General features: G+C 62.8%; 17 protein-coding genes and 1 pseudogene. 11 read left to right on the top strand and 7 right to left on the bottom strand.

The features are described 5' to 3' along the window. Positions 1-111 precede the first annotated feature (111 nt). Together QQL24_RS30485 and QQL24_RS30480 are read right to left on the bottom strand one after the other, a co-directional pair. A complete protein-coding gene (locus QQL24_RS30485) occupies positions 112-969 on the bottom strand; it encodes a transporter substrate-binding domain-containing protein (RefSeq protein WP_284316063.1) in 858 nt (285 codons plus the stop codon). Between the two features lie 42 nt (positions 970-1011). Next, positions 1012-2406, bottom strand: coding sequence for a formimidoylglutamate deiminase (locus QQL24_RS30480; RefSeq protein WP_284316062.1), 1395 nt, complete (start codon positions 2404-2406; stop codon positions 1012-1014). Positions 2407-2519: 113 nt separating this feature from the next. Here QQL24_RS30480 and hutC point away from each other — a divergent pair, with 113 nt between their 5' ends. Together hutC and hutU are read left to right on the top strand one after the other, a co-directional pair. Then, complete coding sequence (gene hutC / locus QQL24_RS30475) at positions 2520-3314, top strand: histidine utilization transcriptional repressor HutC (RefSeq protein WP_431310775.1); 795 nt, start codon at positions 2520-2522, stop codon at positions 3312-3314. 182 nt (positions 3315-3496) lie between these two features. Further along, positions 3497-5170, top strand: a complete 1674-nt coding sequence (gene hutU / locus QQL24_RS30470; protein ID WP_284316061.1) for a urocanate hydratase — start codon at positions 3497-3499, stop codon at positions 5168-5170. A 285-nt stretch (positions 5171-5455) separates the two neighbouring features. On the opposite strand, the gene QQL24_RS30465 is transcribed toward hutU, so the two are convergent. After that, positions 5456-5602, bottom strand: coding sequence for a hypothetical protein (locus QQL24_RS30465; protein ID WP_284316060.1), 147 nt, complete (start codon positions 5600-5602; stop codon positions 5456-5458). Between the two features lie 177 nt (positions 5603-5779). Here QQL24_RS30465 and QQL24_RS30460 point away from each other — a divergent pair, with 177 nt between their 5' ends. From QQL24_RS30460 to QQL24_RS30450, 3 genes are all read left to right on the top strand, one after another. Beyond that, positions 5780-7546 (top strand): DUF7168 domain-containing protein, encoded by a 1767-nt coding sequence (locus tag QQL24_RS30460; protein ID WP_284316059.1) that lies wholly within the window; start codon positions 5780-5782, stop codon positions 7544-7546. An 89-nt stretch (positions 7547-7635) separates the two neighbouring features. Continuing rightward, entirely contained in the window at positions 7636-8793 is a 1158-nt protein-coding gene (locus QQL24_RS30455) for an ATP-grasp domain-containing protein (protein WP_284316290.1), read from the top strand. A 3-nt stretch (positions 8794-8796) separates the two neighbouring features. Beyond that, positions 8797-9549, top strand: a complete 753-nt coding sequence (locus tag QQL24_RS30450; protein WP_284316058.1) for an esterase family protein — start codon at positions 8797-8799, stop codon at positions 9547-9549. A gap of 165 nt (positions 9550-9714) precedes the next feature. On the opposite strand, the gene QQL24_RS30445 is transcribed toward QQL24_RS30450, so the two are convergent. Next, positions 9715-11235 (bottom strand): MFS transporter, encoded by a 1521-nt coding sequence (locus QQL24_RS30445; protein ID WP_284316057.1) that lies wholly within the window; start codon positions 11233-11235, stop codon positions 9715-9717. A gap of 231 nt (positions 11236-11466) precedes the next feature. Here QQL24_RS30445 and QQL24_RS30440 point away from each other — a divergent pair, with 231 nt between their 5' ends. After that, positions 11467-12375, top strand: a complete 909-nt coding sequence (locus tag QQL24_RS30440; protein WP_284316289.1) for a LysR family transcriptional regulator — start codon at positions 11467-11469, stop codon at positions 12373-12375. 159 nt (positions 12376-12534) lie between these two features. Here QQL24_RS30440 and QQL24_RS30435 read toward each other — a convergent pair whose 3' ends face one another. Then, entirely contained in the window at positions 12535-12813 is a 279-nt protein-coding gene (locus QQL24_RS30435; RefSeq protein WP_284316056.1) for a hypothetical protein, read from the bottom strand. Between the two features lie 90 nt (positions 12814-12903). On the opposite strand from QQL24_RS30435, the gene QQL24_RS30430 reads away from it, so the two are divergent. Then, positions 12904-13785 carry a LysR substrate-binding domain-containing protein gene (locus tag QQL24_RS30430; protein WP_284316055.1) on the top strand — a complete coding sequence of 294 codons (882 nt, stop codon included), beginning with the start codon at positions 12904-12906 and terminating at the stop codon, positions 13783-13785. 12 nt (positions 13786-13797) lie between these two features. Here QQL24_RS30430 and QQL24_RS30425 read toward each other — a convergent pair whose 3' ends face one another. After that, positions 13798-14226, bottom strand: a complete 429-nt coding sequence (locus QQL24_RS30425) for an anthrone oxygenase family protein (protein WP_431310774.1) — start codon at positions 14224-14226, stop codon at positions 13798-13800. A 50-nt stretch (positions 14227-14276) separates the two neighbouring features. Between QQL24_RS30425 and QQL24_RS30420 the strand changes: the two genes are divergently transcribed. Then, positions 14277-14741, top strand: a complete 465-nt coding sequence (locus QQL24_RS30420) for a MarR family winged helix-turn-helix transcriptional regulator (RefSeq protein ID WP_284316054.1) — start codon at positions 14277-14279, stop codon at positions 14739-14741. A gap of 167 nt (positions 14742-14908) precedes the next feature. On the opposite strand, the gene QQL24_RS30415 is transcribed toward QQL24_RS30420, so the two are convergent. Beyond that, complete coding sequence (locus QQL24_RS30415; RefSeq protein ID WP_284316053.1) at positions 14909-15682, bottom strand: LuxR C-terminal-related transcriptional regulator; 774 nt, start codon at positions 15680-15682, stop codon at positions 14909-14911. A gap of 575 nt (positions 15683-16257) precedes the next feature. On the opposite strand from QQL24_RS30415, the pseudogene QQL24_RS30410 reads away from it, so the two are divergent. From QQL24_RS30410 to QQL24_RS30400, 3 genes and pseudogenes are all read left to right on the top strand, one after another. Then, positions 16258-19509: pseudogene (locus tag QQL24_RS30410) on the top strand (adenosylcobalamin-dependent ribonucleoside-diphosphate reductase); the annotation flags it as partial. A 353-nt stretch (positions 19510-19862) separates the two neighbouring features. Next, on the top strand, positions 19863-20525 hold the full coding sequence (locus tag QQL24_RS30405; protein ID WP_284316052.1) for a glutathione S-transferase family protein: 663 nt from the start codon (positions 19863-19865) through the stop codon (positions 20523-20525). 40 nt (positions 20526-20565) lie between these two features. Then, a complete protein-coding gene (locus QQL24_RS30400; RefSeq protein ID WP_284316051.1) occupies positions 20566-22581 on the top strand; it encodes a putative bifunctional diguanylate cyclase/phosphodiesterase in 2016 nt (671 codons plus the stop codon). The last annotated feature ends 9 nt before the right edge of the window (positions 22582-22590 follow it).

Here is a 22590-nt window from a genome sequence, read left to right as displayed (position 1 = left end):
ATTGCATCGGTCATCGCTGTCCCCATCCAGGAGAACCGACATGAGAACCGGTGTTAGCGCCGGCATTGCCAAGAGGCCCTCCCCGAATGGGGAGGGCCTTGCGCCCGGGCCTTAGTTGGTCGCGACGGGCGTCACGTCCAGCTTGAACCACTTCATGCTGAGCTTCTTCAGGGTGCCGTCGGCAGTTGCTTCGCCGATGGCCTTGTCGAACATGTCGCGCAGGTCCGTATCGGACTTGCGGAAGGCTGGGCCGATGCCCTTGCCCCAGATCACGCCGGCGATCTGCGGGCCGACCAGCGTCATCTGGTCATTGCCCGGCTTGGAGAAGGCCGAGGTGAAATAGGTGTCGTCGTCGAATGCGACGTCGATGCGGCCGGCGGTGACATCGAGATCATGCTCGGGCGAGGTCTTGTACTCGGTGACGGTGGCGACATCACCGAAGTTCTTCTTGATGAAATCGGTGTAGACGGTGGCGGTCTGGATGCCGATGGTCTTGCCGGTCAGGGCCTTGCGCAGTGCGACGATGGCCGGGTTGTCTTGGCCGACATCAGCCGAGAGCGTCACGGTGGTGCCCGTGCCTTCCATCTTGGCGAGGTCGCTGCTCTTCAGGCCGGCAAAGCCGGCGGGGGTCTGAGCGTAGGGACGCGAGAAGCCGACCTGCTGTTCGCGCTCGGGCGTGATCGACATGGCGTCCATGATCACGTCGAACTTGCCGGCATTGAGGCCGGCGATCATGCCATCCCAATCCTGGGCGATGAACTTGCACTCGACTTTCATACGCTTGCACAGATCGTTGGCCAGATCGATTTCGAATCCGTCCATCGTGCCGTCGGGCTTGGTCAGGTTCCAGGGCTCATAGGCGCCTTCCAGACCGATGGTGACGGTCTTCCAGTCCTTGGCCTGCACGGCGGGCGCAGCCACGAAGGTGGCGAGCGCCAGCAGCGCGGTGGATATGAGGATCTTTCTCATGGTTTGGTCCCCTGTGGGTTCACGTTGTCTTTCCAGCCCGCCTCAGTGGCGGGCTAGTTTTCTGATCGCGGTCTTGAACGCCGCGTTGATGGTTTCGTCCTGGTCGTGGCGACCCTCGCGGATGCGCCACTGCCCCGCCACCATGACATCCCTCACCGCTCGGTCGCCGAGTGCGAACAGCCACCGATCGAGTATGGCGTCATTTTTGGCGGTGTCTATAAAAGCGTCATCGCCGTCCAGAACAACGAGGCTGGCCAGCTTGCCGGGCGCGATCGCACCGATCGGCTGGCCGAGCGCCTGGGCGCCGCCGGCCAGTGCCGCGTCATAGATGTCGCGGCCGACGGAGCGGTGCGGACCATCGGCGAGGCGGTTGCGCCGCTCGTCGCGCAGGCGCTGCGAATATTCGAGCGTGCGTAGTTCCTCGGCGACGCTGGTCGAGATATGGCTGTCGGTGCCGATGCCGAGGCGCCCCTGCCTGCCGCGATAGGCGACCGCCTCGAAGATGCCGTCACCGAGATTGGCTTCCGTCGCCGGGCAGAGGCCCGCCACGGCGCCGCTCGCCGCCATGCGCTCGACCTCGGTCGGGTTGGCATGGGTCGCGTGGATCAGGCACCAACGCTCGTCTACGGGCATATGGTCGAACAGCCATTGCATCGGGCGCTTGCCGCTCCACGCGATGGAATCATCCACTTCCTTCTGCTGCTCGGCGATGTGGATGTGGAGCGGGCCGCTGTTGGGCAGGCTCGCCAGCAGCGTGTTCATCTCTTCCGGCGTGGCGGCGCGCAGCGAATGGAAGGCGTATCCGAGCGTGGCGCCGGCCTGGCCGCAGGCCGGGCCGAGCTCGCCCATCAGCCTCTCGAAGCCGTCGACATCGTGGATGAAGCGGCGCTGGCCCTCATGCGGCGCGATGCCGCCGAAATTGGCGTGGGCGTAGAACACGGGCAGCAGCGTCATGCCGATGCCGCTGGCCTCAGCGGCGGCGAGGATGCGCTTCGACGTTTCGGCGCGGTCGGCATAAAGGGCGCCGGACTTGTCGTGGTGGAGGTAGTGGAACTCGGCGATCGCGCCGAAGCCGGATTTCAGGAGATCGACATAGAGCCTCGTGGCGATCGCCTGCGCATCCTCGGGCGTGATCTCGCCGACCGTGCGGTACATCTCCTCGCGCCAGGTCCAGAAACTGTCATTGCCGGCGCCGGAAACCTCGGCAAGGCCGGCCATGGCGCGCTGGAAGGCGTGGGAGTGGAGGTTGGGCAGGGTCGGTACCACCGGTCCGGCGGCGATCTCGGCCCCGTCGGAGGGCGCATTCGGCTTCACTGCGGTGATCAGGCCCGCCCCGTCGATTTCGATACGCACATTCTCCGCCCAGCCATCCGGCAGAAGGGCCCTGCTTGCATGCAGGCCATGAGCGCTCTGGAGTTGAGGACGAGAATCGGGCATATTTGGTACCGATGTGTGCGCAACTTGTATGTATAAGCTCTATACATAATTTTTCAGAAGGTGCAAGCACAGAGCGATGCTGGCGTGACTCTTTTTTGAAGGATGCTGCAAATATGAGCATGGTGCCGGAAAAGAAGCCGGATATCGCCCCCACACCGCTCTATGCCGAGGTGAAGCAGCATATCCTGACGCGTGTGCGCAGCGGCGAATGGCCACCGGAGCATCGCATTCCCTCCGAGAGCGAGCTGGTCGAGCAGCTTGGCGTCAGCCGCATGACGGTCAACCGGGCGCTGCGCGAGCTGAGCCTGGAAGGCGTGCTGGTGCGCATGCAGGGCCGGGGCTCCTTCGTGGCCGGCGGCAATAGCCGTTCGGATGTCTTCGCCGTCAGCAACATCGCCGACGAGATCCGCGGTCGCGGCCATGATTACACCGCGCAGGTGCTGCTCCTCGATACGCTCAAGGCGACGCCGGATGTGGCCGATCTCCTCGAATTGACGCTCGGCAGCCCGGTTTTTCACTCGATCATTGTGCATTGCGAGAATGACGTGCCGATCCAGCTCGAGGATCGCTTCGTCAATCCCCTGGTGGTGCCGGACTATCTGACGGCGGATTTCTCGAAACTGACGCCCAACGAGGTGCTGAGTGCCGTGGTGCCCTGGAGCGAGGCGGAGCATCGCATCGAGGCCGTGCTGCCCCAGCCCTGGGAGTGCAAGCTGCTGGCGATTTCGCGCGCCGATCCCTGTCTGTTGATCCGCCGCCGCACCTGGGCGACGGGCTGGATCGGCGCGCCGGCGCCGGAGGGCGAGGATGTCGAGCCGCCGGATCACGTGGTGACCTCGGTGCGATTGCTGCTTCCCGGCGGGCGCTACCGGATCGAGAACAGAAGGCAGTCGAACAGGGTGGGGTAGCTGGGAAGCGTTCCTGGGACCGCAGGCGTCCCGCCTGCTCTTGGAGACGGGCCGCCTGCAGGAGAGGAAGATGCAGGCGAGACGCCTGCGGTCCCAGGAACGCCTCCGATGGCTGCATTCCTCTTGACAATGGCCCAATTTCGCGTCTTACTTGTATATACAAATCATGAGAGGCTCTATACATGCTCAGCAATGCCCGTTTCCGTGATGTCGAAATCCGCGCGCCGCGTGGGACCCAGCTCAACGCCAAGAGCTGGCTGACCGAAGCGCCGCTGCGCATGCTCATGAACAATCTCGATCCCGATGTTGCCGAGAACCCCAAGGAGCTGGTGGTTTATGGCGGCATTGGCCGCGCCGCCCGCGACTGGGAGAGCTTCGACACCATCGTCCGCACGCTCAAGACGCTTGATAATGACGAGACGCTGCTGGTGCAGTCCGGCAAGCCGGTCGGCGTGTTCAAGACCCATGCCGACGCCCCGCGCGTGCTGATCGCCAACTCCAACCTGGTGCCTCATTGGGCGACCTGGGAGAAGTTCAACCAGCTCGATGCCGAGGGCCTGATGATGTATGGCCAGATGACGGCCGGCTCCTGGATCTATATCGGTTCGCAGGGCATCGTGCAGGGCACCTACGAGACCTTCGTCGAAGCCGGCCGCCAGCATTATGGCGGCGACCTCGCGGGCCGCTGGGTGCTGACCGCGGGCCTTGGCGGCATGGGCGGCGCCCAGCCGCTGGCCGCGACCCTCGCCGGCGCGGTGTCGCTGAACATCGAATGCCAGCAGCAGAGCATCGATTTCCGTCTGCGCACCCGCTATGTCGACAAGCAGGCCAAGGATCTCGATGACGCGCTCGAGCTCATCAAGCATCATTGCGATCGCAAGGAGGCCGTCTCGATCGCCCTGCTGGGCAACGCCGCCGAGATCCTGCCCGAACTGGTACGCCGCGGCGTCCGCCCCGACATGGTCACCGACCAGACCTCCGCGCATGATCCGCTGAACGGCTACCTGCCGATCGGCTGGACCTGGGCCGAGTACAAGGAGCGTGCCCGCACCGAGCCGGCTCATGTCGTCGCCGAGGCCAAGAAGTCGATGGCCGCCCATGTGCGCGCCATGCTAGCCTTTCAGCAGATGGGCGTGCCGACCTTCGATTACGGCAACAATATCCGCCAGATGGCCCAGGAAGTCGGCGTCGAGAACGCCTTCGATTTCCCCGGCTTCGTGCCCGCCTATATCCGCCCGCTGTTCTGCCGCGGCATCGGCCCGTTCCGCTGGGCCGCGCTCTCGGGCGACCCGGCCGACATCGCCAAGACCGACGCCAAGGTCAAGGAACTGATCCCCGACGACAAGCATCTCCACAACTGGCTCGACATGGCCAGCGAGCGCATCGCCTTCCAGGGCCTGCCGGCGCGCATCTGCTGGGTGGGCCTGGGCCAGCGCCACCGCCTCGGCCTCGCCTTCAACGAGATGGTGCGCAACGGCGAGCTCTCCGCCCCGATCGTCATCGGCCGCGACCATCTCGACTCAGGTTCGGTCTCCTCGCCCAACCGCGAGACCGAATCCATGCGCGACGGCTCGGACGCCGTGTCCGACTGGCCGCTGCTCAACGCCCTGCTCAACACCGCCTCGGGGGCGACCTGGGTGTCGCTGCATCATGGCGGCGGCGTCGGCATGGGCTTCTCGCAGCATTCGGGCATGGTCATCGTCTGCGACGGCACCGAGGACGCCGACCGCCGCCTCGCCCGCGTGCTGGTCAACGACCCCGGCACCGGCGTGATGCGCCACGCCGACGCCGGCTACCAGATCGCCATCGATTGCGCCAAGGAGCAGGGCCTGAACCTGCCGATGGTGGGCAAGTAAGATTCTTCCCGGGTGCGCGGACGTCTCGTCCGCTCTTGGAAGCGACAACGCATGCAATAAGGGCGCCACCGTTGAGGTTGGTGCCCTTTCTTTTGCGGCAGGTGGTCCAAGAGCGGACGAGACGTCCGCGCACCCGGGGGACTAACTCCGCCGCGCCAGCTCTCCCAAACGCCGGATTGCGCTCTCTACCTTCGGCGTCAGCTTCAGCCTCGCGCTCAGCCGCAGGCAGTGCCCAACCCCGCCATGGGCCGAGAAGATCGGCCCGGGTGCCACGGCGATGCCCTCCTACCTTGCCGCCGCCGCCGCCAGCGCGTCGAGGCCCGAGCATTCCAGCCAGAACAGGAAGCCGCCAGCCGGCTCCGACAGGCGCGTGCCTTCGGGAAAACTCGCCAGCACGAGTTCGCGCCGGCGCGGATACACGCTGACTGCCAAGGCCTTGTTGCTGTGAGGAAAGCGGCTGGGCCGTTGCAAGCTAATGCCGGAAAGGCGCAAGATTCCCCTTGATTCGAAATGAACGGCCTACCTGGCAGCCGCTTCCTTCGATGCCCCATCATCGTAAGTCATGGGGATGAGCGGCCAGGCCGAGCCTTGCTACGAGAGGGTTTCATTATGCCGCTGGATGGAGCGAGAGACGATGTCGAAGCCGATTTCGATATCCTGGAAGCCCTTGGAGCGCGCATAGACGCCCTAGCGCAGGGGCTGGTTGCCGGTGGGCAGATCATGAAAACCGTGTTCCGGTGGCTGGCCGGTCATGCGGAGGTGCCCGAGGACGAAAGCGTCAGGAGCTGCCTGATGGCAATGGCGCATGACCTTGAACTCTTCACGCCCTCGATGAGCGGGTCCACCATGATGGACCGTTATCTGCGCTCCGCCAAAGCGACGACCGATGTAGACCGCGCCGCCTTGCGGGCGCTTGCGACCGCGCAGTTTCACTTGGTCGAGATCATCGGACGGCAGGATGAGGATCTGGTCAGCGTCAAGGATGTCGCCACCGGCGCACGCCTGATCATCCTCAACAGCAAGATCGCGGCCGAAGCGGCGGGTTTCTTCACAGCCATGCGGCTCTGCCCGTTGGAGAGCGGACGTCACGTCCTCATCTCACCGCTTTTCCTGATGGATGAGGCCCTGTTGGCCAACGCAAGGGCTTTCATCAAGCCGGGCCGGCCGCTTGGCAACGGCTATCGTTGCGCCGCCGCCCTTTATCGTGAGATGGCGCGGCACGGTTTTCTGACAATGCCTCTTGAGAATGACGCTTTCGCCGCAATCGCCGAGCGCCTGTCGAATTTACGCGAGGCGGAAAGACTCGCTCTTGAGTGGATCGCCCTGGAAGATGCGGCCGATGACGTCGAACTCATCGCTGAAATCAGGCAGGCGGCGTCGCTCGCCAATTTGGTGGATGCCTGCGGCTGCTTCGGCCAGGCTGAATTCGGGGCGCCGGAGGGACTGGCCGATGCCTATGCGCGTATCGCCGCAATCTGGATGGAGACGATTGCCCGCCGTGCCCAAGCCGGCGTGGCAGGTCATTCCGAGGTTCTGGACCAGGCCGGCGCCGAGATCGCCGCTTATATCGAACATGGACAGATGCAACCGGGAGCCGGCGCCTTGTTCAAGCGGTTGCGGGCGCGGCTTGCCTTCGCGGATGCGCCGGGCGTGAAAGAGAGCGGGACGGCCGACAAGAGCGAACTTGATCGCGCCATCCAGCGCATCATCGGCTTGCGGGGCAAGACGGTCGCTCAGGGCTGCAGCGAAGAGGAGGCCATGGCCGCTGCCGCCAAGGTCGCCGAACTCCTCGCCCGCTACGATCTGTCGCTCGACGAGGTTTCGGTGCGCAGATCCGAAGCTATCGGCGTGACAATGGAGACGGGACGCAGCAGGCGGGCCTCCATCGACGATTGCGTTCCGCCGATCGCGGCCTTCTGCGACTGCCGGGTCTGGGTGCAACAGGGGCAGGATGGTTCCCGGCACTATATCTATTTCGGCCTGAAGGTCGATGTCGAAGCGGCCCGCTTTTTGCACGAATTGATCGAGGCGACCTTCGAGGCCGAGAGCGAGAGGTTCCGCCATGGTGAAATCTATCTCGGCCTGTACGGCGGCCAGCGCCGCACGGCCCTGAACTCTTTCCAGGTCGGCTTGGCAAGCGGCATCTCGGGCAAGTTGCAGGCAATCCGCGAGGCCAGGCAGGCTAAGGCTGTGAAATCCAGCGGCCGCGATCTCGTTATGCTCAAACACTCGGTGGTCGATGAGGAGATCGACAAGCTCGGCCTGAATTTTACGACCAAGACAAGCCGCAGCCGCCGCGCCGTGCATCCGCCTTCCTATCAGGTTGGAGAAGCCGCCGGCAGGCAGTTCGAGCCTCATCCGTTGATCGAGGCCTGATTCGTCGGGTGGGAGAGCTTCAATTGGGGGCAATCATGCTGTAAGCGGGGAGCGAGTCTTCCCGCCAGGAGCTTCCCTCCTTGAAGTTCGTGTTCTTTTCTCCGCATTTTCCCGTCAATGGCGCGGAATTCTGCGATCGCCTGCGGCAGGCCGGCGCCACGGTGCTGGGCATCGGCGATGCGCCTTATGAGCAGCTCTCGCCCAAGCTCAAGGGCGCGCTCAACGAATATTACCGCATCGCCGACATGGAGAACGAGGACCAGGTGCTGCGCGCCATGGGCCATTTCATCCATCGCTGGGGCCGGATCGACCGTTTCGAATCCCTCAACGAGCATTGGCTCGAGCAGGATGCCGGCATCCGCACCGATTTCAACATTCCCGGCATCCGGCGCGATTTCGTCGAAAACCTGAAGCACAAGTCGAAGATGCGCGACTTCTTCGATAGAGCGGGCATCGAGACCATCCGGCAGGAAAAATATGTCGACCGCGCCGGCGTGGAAGCCTTCGTCACCCGTGTCGGCTACTCGGTCGTGATCAAGCCGGACCAGGGCTCGGGCGCCAGCAACACGGTGAAGATCGCCTCAGCCGAGGATCTCGACGCCTTCGAAAAGGCGAAGCTGTCCGGTGTCAGCTATGTCTGCGAACAGTTCATCGATGGCATCATCCTCACCTATGACGGGCTGGTCGACCGTGACGGGCGCATCGTCTTTGCCGCCAGCCACCGCTTCGAGCAGAGCATCATGGGGGTGGTGAATGCCGACTCCCACCTCAATTACTACTGCCTGCCCTCTATCGATCCCGAGGTGGAGAAGGCCGGGCGGGCGGCCATCGCCGCCTTCGATATTCGCGAGAAATTCTTCCATATCGAATTCTTCCAGACCCGGGCCGGCCAGCGCATCGTGGCGCTGGAGATCAACATGCGCCCGCCCGGCGCCTGGATGACGGATGCCGTCAACTACGCCTATGACATGGATGTCTATCGCGAGTGGGCCGAGATGGTGGTGCACAACAAGAACGGTGGGCCGTTCAAAGGGCGCTATTTCGTCGGCTACGCCAGCCGCAAGAAGCATATCCGTTATATCAATGACCATCGGGCGGTCCTCGAGGCTCACGGCGACAGGATCGTGCATTTCGCGCCGATCGAGGATGTGTTCAGCCGGGCGATGGGCAATTTCGCCTATCAGTTCCGCTCGGAAGATTTCGATGAGGTGAAAGCGATCGTGCGCTTCATCCAGGCTACGGAGTAGGCGTTGCAGATCGAGTATCACAAAAGGTTCAGTCACCACCTCGGGCGGGAGATGGAATTCAAGACCTATGGCCATGCCGGCCGTCCGGTGCTGATCTTCCCAACCTCGAATGGCCGCTTCTACCAATATGAGGATTCCGGCGGCATCGGCGCGCTGGCCGACCGGATCGAGGCGGGTGAACTCAGGGTGTGGACGGTCGACGGCATCGATGGCGAGAGCTTCTTCTCCAAGAGCCACGACCTGCAGGGCCGCATCGGCCGGCACGAAGCCTATTTCCGCTATGTGCGCGAGGAATTGCTGCCGGAGATCCTGCATGTGGGCGGGCGCAAGCCCATCCTTTCCGGCTGTTCGATGGGCGCCTTCCACGCCAGCAATTTCCTGTGCCGCTTCCCTGACTGGGTGGCCGGCGTGGTGGCGCTGAGCGGCGTCTATTCCACGCGCCATTTCTTCGGTCCTGCGCTGGACGGGCAGATCTATTTCAACTCGCCGGTGGACTATCTGCCCGGCCTGCCCGATGGCGGGACGCTTGATCTCATCCGCTCCCGCCGCCTGTTCTTCTGCTGCGGCCAGGGCGCCTGGGAAGAGCCGATGGCCCAGGATCTGCATCGCCTGGAAGCGGTGTTGCGCGACAAGGCTGTTCCCGCCTGGGTCGATTTCTGGGGCCAGGACGTCAGCCACGACTGGCCCTGGTGGCACAGGCAAATCGCCTATTTCTTCGACAAATGGCTGGAGGCCGATCGGTCGAGGCCGATCTAACTGGGAGCGCGGACGTCCCCGTCCGCTCTTGAACCGCGACGTTTGAGAGCGGGGCGAAGCCTTGCCGAAGAGCATGCTCAGTCAGGGGCGCGATCTTCGTCCATCGATCGCCTTTGTTACGCGCCGATTCAGTTCAAGAGCGGACTGGAAGTCCGCGCTCCCAGCCTACGCGCCCTCCTCGACACATGCAGCTACCTCTTTCTCCACGCGCCCCTCGCCCAGGAAGGTGAACACCACCAGCGCCGTTACCACCGTGATGCCTGCCAGCAGCATCAGCAGGGTCGAAAAGCCATTGCCATAGGCCTGCACCAGCGCGGCCCGCGTCATGTCGGGCAGCAGCGAGGCGGCGCCTGCCACATCGCCGGTCACCAGCTTCTGTGCGCCTTCGCGAGGGTGAGCGCCCGCAAGGTCCGAGGCGGTGAGGGCCGAGAGCACCGCGCTGACGACGGCGAGCGCCACGCCCTCACCGGCCACGCGGACCGTCGAGAAGATGCCCGTCGCCATGCCGGCGCGCTCGCTGGGCACCACCGAGACGGCGAGCCCGTCCATCAGGCCCCAGGGCAGGCTGATGCCGATGCCGATAAGCACCATGGGCGGCAGCAGTGCGAGGGGGTTGCCGCCCGCCGGCACGAAGCTTAGCCAGAACAGGCCCACGGCCGAGATCAGGAGGCCCGTGCCGCAGATCACCGCGGAGGAAAACCAGCGCGTCAGCCAGCCAGCGACGAGCGGCAGCACCAGAAGCGGGGCGGAGAGGGCCATCATCAGGCGGCCGGCCCCGATCTCGCTGACGCCCTCGATGCCGACGAAACGGATCGGCAGCAGGATCAGCAGCACCACGAAGGCATAGGCGGGCGCAGCCGCCAGCAACTGGACGCCGACGAAGCGGCCATAGCGAAACAGCGAGAGATCGAGCATGGGCCGCTTCACCCGCGTCTCGATCACGCCGAACAAGGCAAGGAGGGCCGTTGAGCTCGCGAGAAGGCTGATGACCAGCGGGTCGTTCCAGCCGCTTTCCGGCGCCTGCAGCACGCCATAGGTGAAGAGCGTCAGCGCCAGCGTGAAGCTGATGGCGCCGGGCCAATCGAGCCCCACGGCTTCAGGGTCGCGCGATTCCCGTATCGTCAGCAGGCCGATGGCGAAGGCGAGGGCGGTAAGGGCGACTGTGAGCAGGAAGATGCTCGGCCAGCCGAAGGTCTCGCTCATCAGGCCCGAGGCGATCGGCCCGAAGGAAAGCCCGGTGCCGAAGCTGGCGCCGACGATGCTGAAGGCGCGGATGCGGGCGGGACCGTCGAAGTCCTGCGCCAGCGCTGCCATGCCGCCGGCAAAGGCGGCCGCTGCCGCAAGGCCTTGCGCAGCGCGCAACAGGTCGAACATCAGGATGGAACGGGCCCCGACCAGGGCGAGCGAGGTCAGGGCGAAGGCCGCGACGCCGGTGAGGAACACGCGCTTGCGGCCATAGCTGTCGGAAAGGGCGCCTGCCCCCATCAGGGTGCTGCCGAAGGTGAGCATGAAGGCGTTGGTTACCCAGTTGAGGGCCACGGGGTTGCCGCCGAGGCTTCGGGCGATGGCGGTGAGTGCCACGGCCGGGCCGGTGAAGGTCAGCGGCATGGCCACCGCGGCGAGGCAGACGGCGAGAAGGACGAGCGCCTTGCTGGCCGCGCTCCCTGCTCTGGTCGTATCGGTCATGATGAGTGCTCGGAAGAGAGGAATTGCCCCGGCGACGCCGGCCTGGCCGGAATGCTGCGCTGCAGCGCCAGGCGTTGCGAGCAATCTAGACAGGCCGCATGCTCTCGAAAATCAGGCATGGTTTCCGATGATCTCGGAAAGAAATTCCGCAATCCGAACATCCGCGCCATTGCTGCGTGCCGGCGCTCCGCTATAGAGGGTGGGGTCTCTCATCGTCACGAGGCATGGCAGATGGACAGGCACGGCACGCTGCAGGCCTTCGTGCGCACGGCAGATCTCGGCAGCTTCGCTGCGGCGGGACGCGTGCTCGGCCTCTCGGCTTCAGCCGTCGGCAAGTCGGTGGTGCGGCTCGAGCATGAACTCGGCGTCCGCCTGTTCCAGCGCTCGACCCGCAGCATCAGGCTGACCGAGGAGGGGCGGCTCTTCCATGAGCGCTGCCGCCGCATTCTCGACGATCTCGACGATGCCTGGGCTATCGTCGCCGGTGCGCGCGAGGCGCCACGCGGCAAGCTCAGGGTCTCGACGCCGATCGTCACCTATCATCTGCTCATGCCGATGCTGCCTGAATTCACGCTGCTCTATCCCGAGATCGAGCTCGACCTCGACTTCAACGACCGGCTGGTGGACCTGATCGAGGAAGGGGTTGATGTCGCCATTCGCAGCGGCGACCTGCCTGATTCACGGCTGATGTCGCGCGTCTTCTGCCGCTACGAGCATCTCCTCTGCGCGGCGCCGTCCTATTTTGCCAGGCGCGGCGTGCCGAAGCGGATTCGGGATCTCGACGGCCACTGCGCCATCCAGTTCCGCCTGCCCAACAGCGGCAAGATGCTCGACTGGCCGCTGGTGCTCGGATCCGGCGAGGCGGAGCCACGTCTGCGCACCGTATTCACCTGCAACAATATGGAGGCGCTGCGTGGCGCCACGCTGGCCGGCATCGGCATCGGCTGCATGCCCGACTTCATCGTGCGCGATCTTCTGCAAAGCGGCGCGCTGGAACTCGTACTGCCCGACCATGTGAACGGCGCCGGACTGTTCCATCTGCTCTGGCCCTCGAACCGCCAGCTCTCGCCCAAGGTTCGGGTGTTCGTGGACTTCATGCATGAGAGGCTGGTCAACCCTCAGAGCCGCTCTACGGCATAGCCCTGCTTGTGCACGGCGGATTCGAGCTGCAAACCAAGCCAAGACGACTTGGTTGATGAACGCGCCGATGGTTAAGCTGAATATAGCTTAGCTGAAGTAAGCGTATTGCGGCATGTGAGCGCGAGAAGCGTGGACGTCCCTACGACACTCAAGAAAGTGTCAGACGATCCGCCTTGAACCGTCGTGTTTAAAAAGGGAGGCCGCCTGGCGCCCCTTTTCGCAGGCCGCCGCTTCCAGGGGCGGGCGGGGCTGCGCAAGCTCCCAGCGCTCCAGCGGCAGATCCGCCAGCTCCCAGCGCTCCAGCGGCAGATCCGCCAGTTCCTGTGGGCTCATGTCCCTCAGGCTGGGATGGTCGAGCGGCTCCGGTGCCTCATCGCGGCAGGCGGTCACGCTGGACCAGCGGTTGCGCACGATCTGCAAGATCCTCGATGCCTGCATGATCCTCTCCTTTCTTTCATGAGCGGACCTTCCTCTCGCAGAGCCTCGAAAGAAATGGAGTTTTGCGCGGCCATCCTTTAGTAAAACTATATGGATAGCCTTCTGCGATATCAGTTGAGCGCCCTGCGGGCGGTCGAGGCGGCCGGGCGGCTCGGCTCCATGGCCCGGGCGGCGGAGGAACTCGGCGTGACGGTGGGCGCGGTCAGCCAGCAGGTGCTCAAGGCCGAGCAGCGCCTGGGACGGCCGATCTTCAGTCGCACGCACCGGGGGCTGGAGCCGACCATGCTGGGCCAGCAACTCCTGGCAGGACTTTCGCGCGGGTTTAGCGAGATCGCGCAGGCGCTGGCGGTCGCGGAGGCCCGCGGGGAGCACGTGCTGACGGTGACGGTTGCACCGGTTTTTGCCTCGAAATGGCTGGTGCCGCGCCTGCACCGTTTCCACGAAGCTCATCCCGACCTGCAACTGCGTATCGATGCCTCGGTGGGGCTGGTGGATTTCACCGCTTCGGATGTGGATGTCGGGGTGCGTGTCGGCGCCGGCCCCTGGCCGAATGTGCAGGCAGACTATCTGCTCGACCAGGCGCTCTTCCCGGTTTGCTCGCCGGCGCTGGCGGGTGCCATCCACGGGGTCGACGACCTTTCCCATGTCCCGGTCATTCAGGATTACGGCTCGCCACAGAACTGGGAAATCTGGCTTGCGGCCCAGGGTCGGGCCGGCCTGCCGCTCGGCACCGGACCGACCTTTTCGGATGCAGCGCTCTGCCTCGATGCGGCCATCGCCGGGCAGGGCCTGATGATCGGCTGGCAGACCCTGGCCCAGGATGCGCTGCGCGACGGCAGGCTGGTTTCGCCTTTCCCCGCGCCTGTGCCGACTGGACTTTCCTATTGGCTGGTCTCTTCGGCAAGGGGACGCCCGCCGGCAAAAGTGAGGGCCTTTGGTGCCTGGCTCAGACGGGAACTGGAGTGCGGATGAGGGGGCTCCGCCTCACTGTGCCGCCCACAGATAGGCCAGTGTCGCGGCGATCCCCAACCCCGTGCGGCCGGCATGCAGCCTGCCCCAGTGCTCGATGAGGGCGCGCGAGGTGGGGCCGGCATCCCCGGCTGCCGTCCCTTCCAGCCTCTTGTTGGTCGGCATGATGCCGAGCAGCGTGTAGGGCCAGTTGGCGAGGATCAGCGCCGCGCCGAGAAGCCAGCGCCAGTCGCCGCTCTGCCAGGCCGCGACGAGGCCGAAAATGCCCGCGATCACGGCGAGGCTGGCCTGCATGGCGAAGCCGCGAGCGTAGCTCGGCTTCCATTGCGCAAGCAGAGCCTCGTCGCCGAGCTGGAGCCGGGCGGGCTGCTCGGCCGCATTGATATAGAAGGCAGCGCCCGCGAAGGCCGCCGCAAGGGTGAGCGCAATCTGTCCCGTGATCATTTTTGTCTCCACAATTGACAATATATTGTCAATTTGGTTATTCATTGTCAATGAAGCAGGAGCAAGCGACTCAATCCGTCGAGGCGATCACTGCCCTTATCCTCGAGATCTTCCGGCTGAATGGGCGCCTGCTTGCGGCAGGTGACAGGCTGGTGGCTGACCTCGGCCTTACCAGCGCGCGCTGGCAGGTGCTGGGCGCGATCGCCCTGGCGCCGATTCCCGAGCCCGTGGCGCACCTCGCCCGTTCCATGGGGCTGAACCGCCAGGGCGTACAGCGTATCATCAACGAGCTGGCGGGGGAGGGCATCGTCGCCTTCCGCGACAATCCCAATCATCGCCGCGCCCGGTTGGTCGTGCTCACGCAGAAAGGGAGCGCGGCCTATGCGGCTGCATCCCACTTGCAGCAGCCCTGGGCGCAGGCGCTCGCCGAGTCGATCGACATGGGGGACATGCGTCAGGCAACGCTGCTGCTGGGACGATTGCGCCGCCGCCTCGAAGTCGATGACGGCGAATGATGCAGCGATGGGAACCTGAAGCCCGGGCATGCTACCGGCCGCCGGCGGTGCAGGCCTATGCGCCGGCCATGGTTTGAAAAGGCACAGGGAGTGCCGTCATCTCTTCGCGGTATTCGAAATGGCAGGCAAGAGGGTCGCGGCAGAACGTACTGCTGCGAGGGGCGGCCTTACAGCCCAAGCAATCTGTTTGTCAGGCAGACCAATTCCGTCCTGTTTTTCGCCTTCAATTTTTTCATCATATTGCGAACATGGATTTTTACGGTCGCCTCGCTCATGTTCATCTTGTGAGCGATGATCTTGTTCTGGTCTCCTCTCCGCAGGTGTTCCAGGACGGCGACCTGCCGATCCGTGAGCAGGTCGCTGCTCAGCCGCACCTCTGGTCGCGGCTGACTGGCGGGCCTTGCCGACAGAAGGCCGCTGGCCGGAATGAAGGTGCCTCCCACCGCCACCAGCTTGATCGCGCCGGTCGCGATTTCCAGATCCAGGCTGATCGGCACATAGCCCTTCGCGCCCTTGTTCAGGGCCGCAATCATCTGGCTGGGCTGGTCGACGTCGGAAATGAGGACGGGCCGTGCGCGAGCGTCAAACTGGAGAATGGCATCCAGCCCCTCATTGATGAATTCTTCGGTTTCCTTCTGGCCGTTCGCACACAGAAGCATGATCTTCGTCGGCGCTTGATTGGTATTTTGCGACCATTCCTCGATATTTGCGAAAGAACTGACTGTAAATTCCGTCATTGCCGCTGTTAAACAGCGCGCAAGGCAGGTTCTGAAGAGCATAGTCTCGGAGATTACACAAATCTCTGACTTGAGAGTTTCTGGGTATCCGGAAAGAGCCGGCGAGTAATCCAAAGTATTTTCGCGGCTAATGTTTTCCAGATGGGAATCCAAAACCTGACCGGAGCGAGAAGTATAAGAAAGCTCTGCAAAAGGGATGTTCATATTCAATCCAGACAGATCGCGAGAACCAACTGGACGGACATAGCCGGCGTACCTAATTTGGTCGTTAGCTCGGAATCCTAAGACATGGCTGAGCGTCCAGAATTGCACACGACCGCGGATTTTTTCCTACTACCAAAGGTTGAGGTCCCTAGCCCGCATCTATCGTCTGGCAGCGGAATCCGGGCCTATAAATGGCAGAATCGCCACAAGAGGGAGGGGATTCGCGCCGCCTCGGAGAGGCTGGCGGGTTGAAAGCAAAAAATAACAATATTCGAAGAACGACAATTACCGGCGTAAAATGGTTGTGCGTGTCGCTTATGAAGAGGCATCATCGCGTCCGGTCTCCGTGCGCGAGCTGATGCCTGGGAGTTGATATGACGCCAATAGATCGCTGCTTGTCAGGGAACTTGAACTGCACATATTCGAGGCAGCCCTAGGCTAAATAATGACATTTGCATTCTATGGCATTGGGTCGGGGAAATTTGATGCTAGGATGGCCACGAGGCGACAAATCTTCACAGCGCGGAAAGCGTGAATAGATCGCCTAATTGATACTGATTGCTGGCGAGGTTGTTATGAAAGTTCGTGCTGTGTATACTTCTAGCGTCGCGGATCCGTACGCACTGCTTTCCTTTAGGAAGACAGCAAGTGAAATTCGGAATTCGGATGGATCTGTCGCCTTCGGTCATTCAGAGATGATCGCACCGGAAGGATGGAGCCAAATTGCCGTCGATGTCGCCGCAAAGAAATACTTCAGAAAGACTGATGTTGCGACGTGCCTCAAGCAGGTTCCCGAAGAGGGAGTACCTTCCTGGCTCTGGCGCTCGGTTCCCGATCTCGAGGCATTGTCCCGCTTGCCGGCAGCCGATCGCTACGGATGCGAGGCCGATTTGCGCAAAGTTTTCGATCGAATTGCGGGAGCTACCACTTATTGGGGATGGAAGTACGGATACTTCCAGACGGAGAATGACGCGAGCCATTTCTTCAATGAGCTGCGCTTTATGCTTGCGACGCAAAAAATTGCGCCCAATTCACCCCAATGGTTCAACACCGGCCTGCACTGGGCCTATGGCATTGAAGGACCAAGCCAGGGGCATTTCTACGCCGAGCGGAATGGCGAGATTCGGGTATCCCGGAATGCCTATGAGCGACCCCAGACCCATTCCTGCTTCATCCAGGAAGTCGTCGACGACCTCGTGAACGAGGGCGGCGTATTGTCGCACATCGCCGATGAGGCGCGCATCGCCAAGTATGGGTCGGGCACGGGTGCCAACTTCTCCAACATTCGCGGCGCCCAGGAATCCTTGTCCGGCGGCGGCAAGGCCTGCGGGCTGATCGCCGTGTTGCGCGCCGGGGACCGGGCGGCCGGCCTCGTCACTGCGGGAGGCTCGACAAGAAAGGCCTCCAAAATGGTGATCGTCGATATGGATCACCCCGACGTCGAGGAATTCGTCGAATGGAAGGTGAGGGAGGAGCAGAAGGTCGCTTCGCTCGTGACGGGCTCCAAGCTCTGCGCGATGCACCTCAACGCGATCATGCGGGCCTGCATCCATTTCGATGGTTCCGATGCCTTCGATCCGCACGCGAACCAGGCCTTGCGCCGGGAGATGCGGGCGGCACGCAAGGCCCAGATTCCTGAAAACTACATCCGCCGGGCCATCGAGTTCGCGCGGCAGGGTTATCTGTCGATGGAATTCCCGGTCTTCGACTCCGATTGGGATTCGGAGGCCTACCTCACGGTTGCCGGCCAGAACTCGAATAATACGGTTCGCGTGCCTGACGCCTTCCTCGAGGCCGTGGAACGCGATGCCCTGTGGGATCTGAAGGCCCGCAGGGATGGCCAAACCATGAAGACCGTGCGCGCTCGGGAGCTGTGGGAGAAGATCGGCCATGCCGCCTGGGCCTCCGCCGATCCTGGCATCCACTACCAGACCACCATCGCCGACTGGCACACCAGCCCGGCGGGCGGTGAGATCCGGGCTTCGAACTCCTGCTCCGAGTTCCTCTTCCTCGACAATACGGGCGCGACCCTTGCCTCCGTGAACCTGCTGCAGTTCCGGGCCAAGAATGGCCGGTTTGACGTCGAAGCCTTCGAGCACACCTGCCGGATCGGCACGCTGGCCCTGGAGATCTCGGTGGCCATGGCGCAGTACCCGTCCCGGGCGATTGCCCGGCGCACCCATGAGTATCGTCCGCTCGGGCTCGGCTTCGCCAATATCGGCGGCCTCCTGATGACATCCGGAATCCCTTATGATTCGGATGCCGGCCGTGCCATCTGCGGCGCTCTCTCGGCTATCATGACCGGTGTCGCTTATGCCACTTCGGCCGAGATCGCCGGAGAGGTTGGTCCGTTCGGCGGCTATGAACCCAATCGCGACACCATGCTCCGGGTCATGCGCAATCACCGGCGCGCCGCCTATGGCGAGAGCCAGGGCTATGAGGGTCTGTCGACCAATCCCGTGCCCCTGGACGGGATAACCCTCGACACGCTCGGGCCGTTGGGCACCGGACTTGCTGTCCATGCGCGCCAAGCCTGGGATCGGGCGCTCGATCTCGGGGAGAAGCATGGCTACCGCAATTCGCAGGCCAGCTGCATCGCTCCCACCGGAACGATCGGTCTGGTGATGGATTGCGATACCACCGGTATCGAGCCTGATTTCTCACTGGTGAAGTTCAAGAAGCTGGCCGGCGGCGGCTACTTCAAGATCATCAACCGCGCCGTGCCGGAGGCGCTCCGCACGCTCGGCTATGGCGAAGCTGAGATCTCGGAAATCGAATCCTACGCCATCGGCTACGGCACGCTCGAAGGAGCGCCGCGCATCAATCCCGAGTCGCTCAGGGCTCACGGCTTTACGGACGAGAAGCTGGCTCTGGTCGAGAGGTCCCTCAAGGCGGCCTTCGACATCAAGTTCGTGTTCAACAAGTGGACACTGGGCGAGGATTTCCTGACCGATGAGCTGGAGGTTCCCGCAGAACGGCTTGACGATCCGAAATTCGATCTTCTGACCTTCCTGGGATACAGCCAGGACGCCATCGAGCGCGCGAACACCTATGTCTGCGGCTCGATGATGCTGGAAGGGGCGCCTCATCTGAAGGACGAGCACCTGGCCGTGTTCGACTGCGCCAATCCCTGCGGACGCCATGGCAAGCGTTACCTTTCGGTCGAGAGCCATATCCGCATGATGGCGGCTGCCCAGCCCTTCATTTCCGGTGCGATTTCCAAGACCGTCAACATGCCCAACGACGCCACGGTCGAGGATTGCAAGGCGGCCTATCAGCTGTCCTGGCGTCTCGCTCTCAAGGCCAACGCCCTCTATCGCGATGGTTCCAAGCTGTCGCAGCCGCTCAATTCGCAGCTCATCGCGGATGAAACGGACGACGAGGCGGTGGAGGAATTCGTCGAGCAGACACCGGCAACCCGGATCCGTGTCGTTGCGGAAACGGTCGCGAACCGGATGAGCCAGGCGAACTACCGCGCTCATGCGGGCGAGGCGGCAGAGAGTGGCGTCCATCACACCGCGGTCATTGCAGGCCATCGCGTCTCCCTGCGCACCAAGAACAACGAGGACGGCCAGCCATCCCAGGTGTCGATCGATGCGGTGCAGGCGGATGGCAGCCGGAACCAGATGGCGAATGATGTCGCCGTGGCGGTTTCGCTCGGGCTGCAGCACGGCGTGCCGATCGAGACCTTCGTTTCGGCCTTCACTGCTCCGGCCTGGGCCCAGCGGCACCTGCTGCCGGCCCGACAGGACGGCTCCTTGTCGTCGCCCATTGTGGATCACGTCTTCCGGCAGCTCGCCGTCGACTATCTCGGTCGGCACGATCTGCAGCAGGATGTCGCAGCTTCAAGCATGCAGACCGCCTGAGGCTCCGGCTCTCGAAGGGCGACCAGTGTTATGGGTCGCCTTGACGCTCCCGGCGACGACCGGCGAGAGGAGGCCCGGCGACGGTTCGCCTCTCGGCATGCCCTATTGAGCCTGTTGCATTGCCCGAGGCGATCCGGCGCGGCCCGTTCTGGGCCGGCCGCTCGTCACAGGGCATCCCGTAATCGCTCCGATGGGTATATTTTACCTTTAATGGGGGCAGAGTTCTCTTTAGTATTCGAGTTTCCACGGCAAGTTTTCCTGCCCTAACGTCAACTCAACGGCTCGCCAACAAGGCTCAACAAGAGTGTAGTGTGATGAATACACTTTATGCCACCCGCGGATCTGGAAACAGCCTGAAGCCCTTTCTGACGATGAAGCAACTTGACATTCCTTTTCGTCTTGTGTTCGTCGATGTCATCAACGGCGAGACGAGACGAGAGAAATATCTGGCGATCAATCCTGCAGGGACGGTTCCCTACATGGTGACGTCCGATGGCCGCCGGCTGGGCGAGTCGAATGCGATCGCCTGGTATCTCGCCGAGGAGACACGCCTTGCGCCCGGAACGTGTTATGATCGGGCGCAGGCCCTGCAATGGTTGTTCTTCGAGCAGGGCAACCTCGAACCCTTTATTTCACCGGCTCGATTCTTTATTTCAATTGTCCCTCACCGCCGTGCCGAGCGCGCGGAGGAGATCGCGCGTTGGCAGGCCCGCGCCTGTCAAGGCCTGGGAATCCTCGACGGATATTTGAGGGGTCGGGATTTTATTACCGACAGCGGATATTCCGTCGCTGATATAGGTGTATTCGGGTACACGCATGTTGCAGCGGGCGCCGAGATCGATTTGGGGCAGTATCCTGCCGTGCAACGATGGATGCAGCGGGTCACAGAAACTTCGGGATTCGTATCCCTGTCGGACATGAATGACCATGCCTCCATCCTATTGGCTGATGACGGAATTCAAGCGCATGCCTCATAGGGTTGTTTCAGAGACGAGCAGAGAGAGTTTCGAACTGCCCTTGCTTGAGTTGACGTCCGATCTCGACCACCAACTGGCTCTTCTGGATCGGTTGAGGACGCCGACCTGGATCTTCGACATCGACAGCAGCCGGATCTACTGGGCCAATACCGTGGCGCTGGAGGTATGGCGCTCGACCGACCTGAATGAACTCACGATGCGGGACATGAAGTCGGACATGTCCGCTTCGGTTTCCAGACGCCTGCGGCAATATCAGGAAGACTTCGAACGCAGCAACGCGACATTCTCGGAATTGTGGACGATCTATCCGGGTGGCAAGCCGACGACATTGCGGGTCAAGTATACGGGTATCCGGCTCCCCGATGGACGCATGGCGATGTTCTGCGAGGGGCTGGCCGTGGTCACGGAAACGCCCGAGACCCTGCGCAGCGCCGAAGCCCTGCTTCATACGCAGATGATGATCTCTCTCTATGACGACGGCGGGGCGCTGCTCTACCAGAACCCCGCCGCGCGCAGCACCTGGGAGGCCGCGGATACCTCCCTGGCCTCGCGCTTCGTCGATCCCGAGGACTTCCGGCAACTGCGCCGGACCCTGGTGCGCAAGGGAGAGGCGCGGACGGTCATCCGTGTCCGGACGACCCGAGGCATCCGCTGGCATGAGATAACGGCGAGAGAATGCCGCGACGCCGTGACGGGTTCGCCTGCATTCCTGACCAGCGAAGTCGATATTACCGACCTGAAGGATACCGAAGAAAAGGCGAAGTTCCTCGCCTATCACGACGTTCTGACCGGGCTGCCGAACCGCACCGCCGTGCTGCGCGACTATTCGGCACGCCTCGAAGCCGCGCGGGCGGCCGGGGAACAGGTGGCCATCCTCTTCGTCGACCTCGACCGTTTCAAGACCATCAACGACTCCCTAGGCCATTTCGTGGGCGACGAAGTGCTCATCGAAGTCGCCCAACGGCTCAAGACTGTCGTGGGAAGAAAGGGCCTGGTTGCCCGGCTCGGTGGCGACGAGTTCCTGATCCTGATGAACCAGAGCGGCAGTGCCAGCCGGTTTGCGGCGGTGGCATCGGGCATCGTCGAAGCGCTGGGGGAGCCGCTTCGAATCGCCGGCCGCGCCCTCGTCGTCACGCCCAGTATCGGCATCAGCTTCTTTCCCGAGAGTGGCGACGATATCGATACGCTGATGAAGAGCGCCGATCTTGCAATGTACAAGGCCAAGGAGGATGGGCGTAACTGCTTCCGCTATTTCTCGATGAACCTCCAGGAGCAGGTCCAGAAGAGGATGGAGCTGGAAACCGACATCCAGAGAGCCTTGCGCGACGGGGAATTCGAGATCTTCTACCAGCCGCGCGTCGCCGCCGAGGATCTGCGCATCGTCGGGGCGGAGGCGCTTATTCGCTGGAACCATCCGACTCGCGGGGTGATCGAGCCCTCCGAGTTCATCCCGCTATGCGAGGAGACTGGGCTAATCGAGCAGGTGGGGGATTGGGTGCTCGGTATTGCGGTCGACCAGCAGGTCCATTGGCGCAACATGGGCTTTCCGCTGGTCGTATCGATCAACCTGTCGCCTCGGCAATTCAAGAACGAGGACATCGTCTCGAAGGTCGCGAAGGCGATCGCGCGGACCGGGTGCAGGCCGAACGAACTGGAACTCGAAATCACCGAGTCCATGATCATGGAGAAGGATCACACCGTCGCGCGGGTTGTTTCCGAGCTGACCAAGCTTGGCGTGCGGCTGTCCATCGACGATTTCGGCACGGGCTATTCGAATCTCGCTTCGCTTCAAAACTTCCCGGTCGATTCGCTCAAGATCGATCGCTCGTTCATCGAGAACATGAGAAGCAACCAGGCCATCACCGAGATGATCATCTCCTTGAGCAAATTGATGGGAATGAAGATCGTCGCGGAAGGGGTCGAGACCTTCGAGCAGCTGAACTGGCTGCGTGAGAAGGGCTGCCAGGAGTTTCAAGGTTTCTACTTCAGCAAGCCCGTTCCGGCAGCGGAATTCGATACATTGCTTATACCGGCGGGCAAGCGGGACCGGGCCTGACGGAGCCCG

The sequence above is a fragment of the Labrys miyagiensis genome (assembly GCF_030160835.1).
Taxonomy (GTDB): Bacteria; Pseudomonadota; Alphaproteobacteria; order Rhizobiales; family Labraceae; genus Labrys; species Labrys miyagiensis.
This window is presented reverse-complemented; position numbering and strand designations above follow the sequence as displayed.

What these genes read in the sequence shown, in the direction of transcription:
- QQL24_RS30485 (WP_284316063.1), bottom strand. Translation starts at nt 969, where the DNA reads ATGAGAAAGATCCTCATATCCACCGCGCTGCTGGCGCTCGCCACCTTC.
- QQL24_RS30480 (WP_284316062.1), bottom strand. Translation starts at nt 2,406, where the DNA reads ATGCCCGATTCTCGTCCTCAACTCCAGAGCGCTCATGGCCTGCATGCA.
- hutC (WP_431310775.1), top strand. Translation starts at nt 2,520, where the DNA reads ATGAGCATGGTGCCGGAAAAGAAGCCGGATATCGCCCCCACACCGCTC.
- hutU (WP_284316061.1), top strand. Translation starts at nt 3,497, where the DNA reads ATGCTCAGCAATGCCCGTTTCCGTGATGTCGAAATCCGCGCGCCGCGT.
- QQL24_RS30460 (WP_284316059.1), top strand. Translation starts at nt 5,780, where the DNA reads ATGCCGCTGGATGGAGCGAGAGACGATGTCGAAGCCGATTTCGATATC.
- QQL24_RS30445 (WP_284316057.1), bottom strand. Translation starts at nt 11,235, where the DNA reads ATGACCGATACGACCAGAGCAGGGAGCGCGGCCAGCAAGGCGCTCGTC.
- QQL24_RS30440 (WP_284316289.1), top strand. Translation starts at nt 11,467, where the DNA reads ATGGACAGGCACGGCACGCTGCAGGCCTTCGTGCGCACGGCAGATCTC.
- QQL24_RS30435 (WP_284316056.1), bottom strand. Translation starts at nt 12,813, where the DNA reads ATGCAGGCATCGAGGATCTTGCAGATCGTGCGCAACCGCTGGTCCAGC.
- QQL24_RS30430 (WP_284316055.1), top strand. Translation starts at nt 12,904, where the DNA reads ATGGATAGCCTTCTGCGATATCAGTTGAGCGCCCTGCGGGCGGTCGAG.
- QQL24_RS30425 (WP_431310774.1), bottom strand. Translation starts at nt 14,226, where the DNA reads ATGATCACGGGACAGATTGCGCTCACCCTTGCGGCGGCCTTCGCGGGC.
- QQL24_RS30420 (WP_284316054.1), top strand. Translation starts at nt 14,277, where the DNA reads ATGAAGCAGGAGCAAGCGACTCAATCCGTCGAGGCGATCACTGCCCTT.
- QQL24_RS30415 (WP_284316053.1), bottom strand. Translation starts at nt 15,682, where the DNA reads ATGAACATCCCTTTTGCAGAGCTTTCTTATACTTCTCGCTCCGGTCAG.
- QQL24_RS30405 (WP_284316052.1), top strand. Translation starts at nt 19,863, where the DNA reads ATGAATACACTTTATGCCACCCGCGGATCTGGAAACAGCCTGAAGCCC.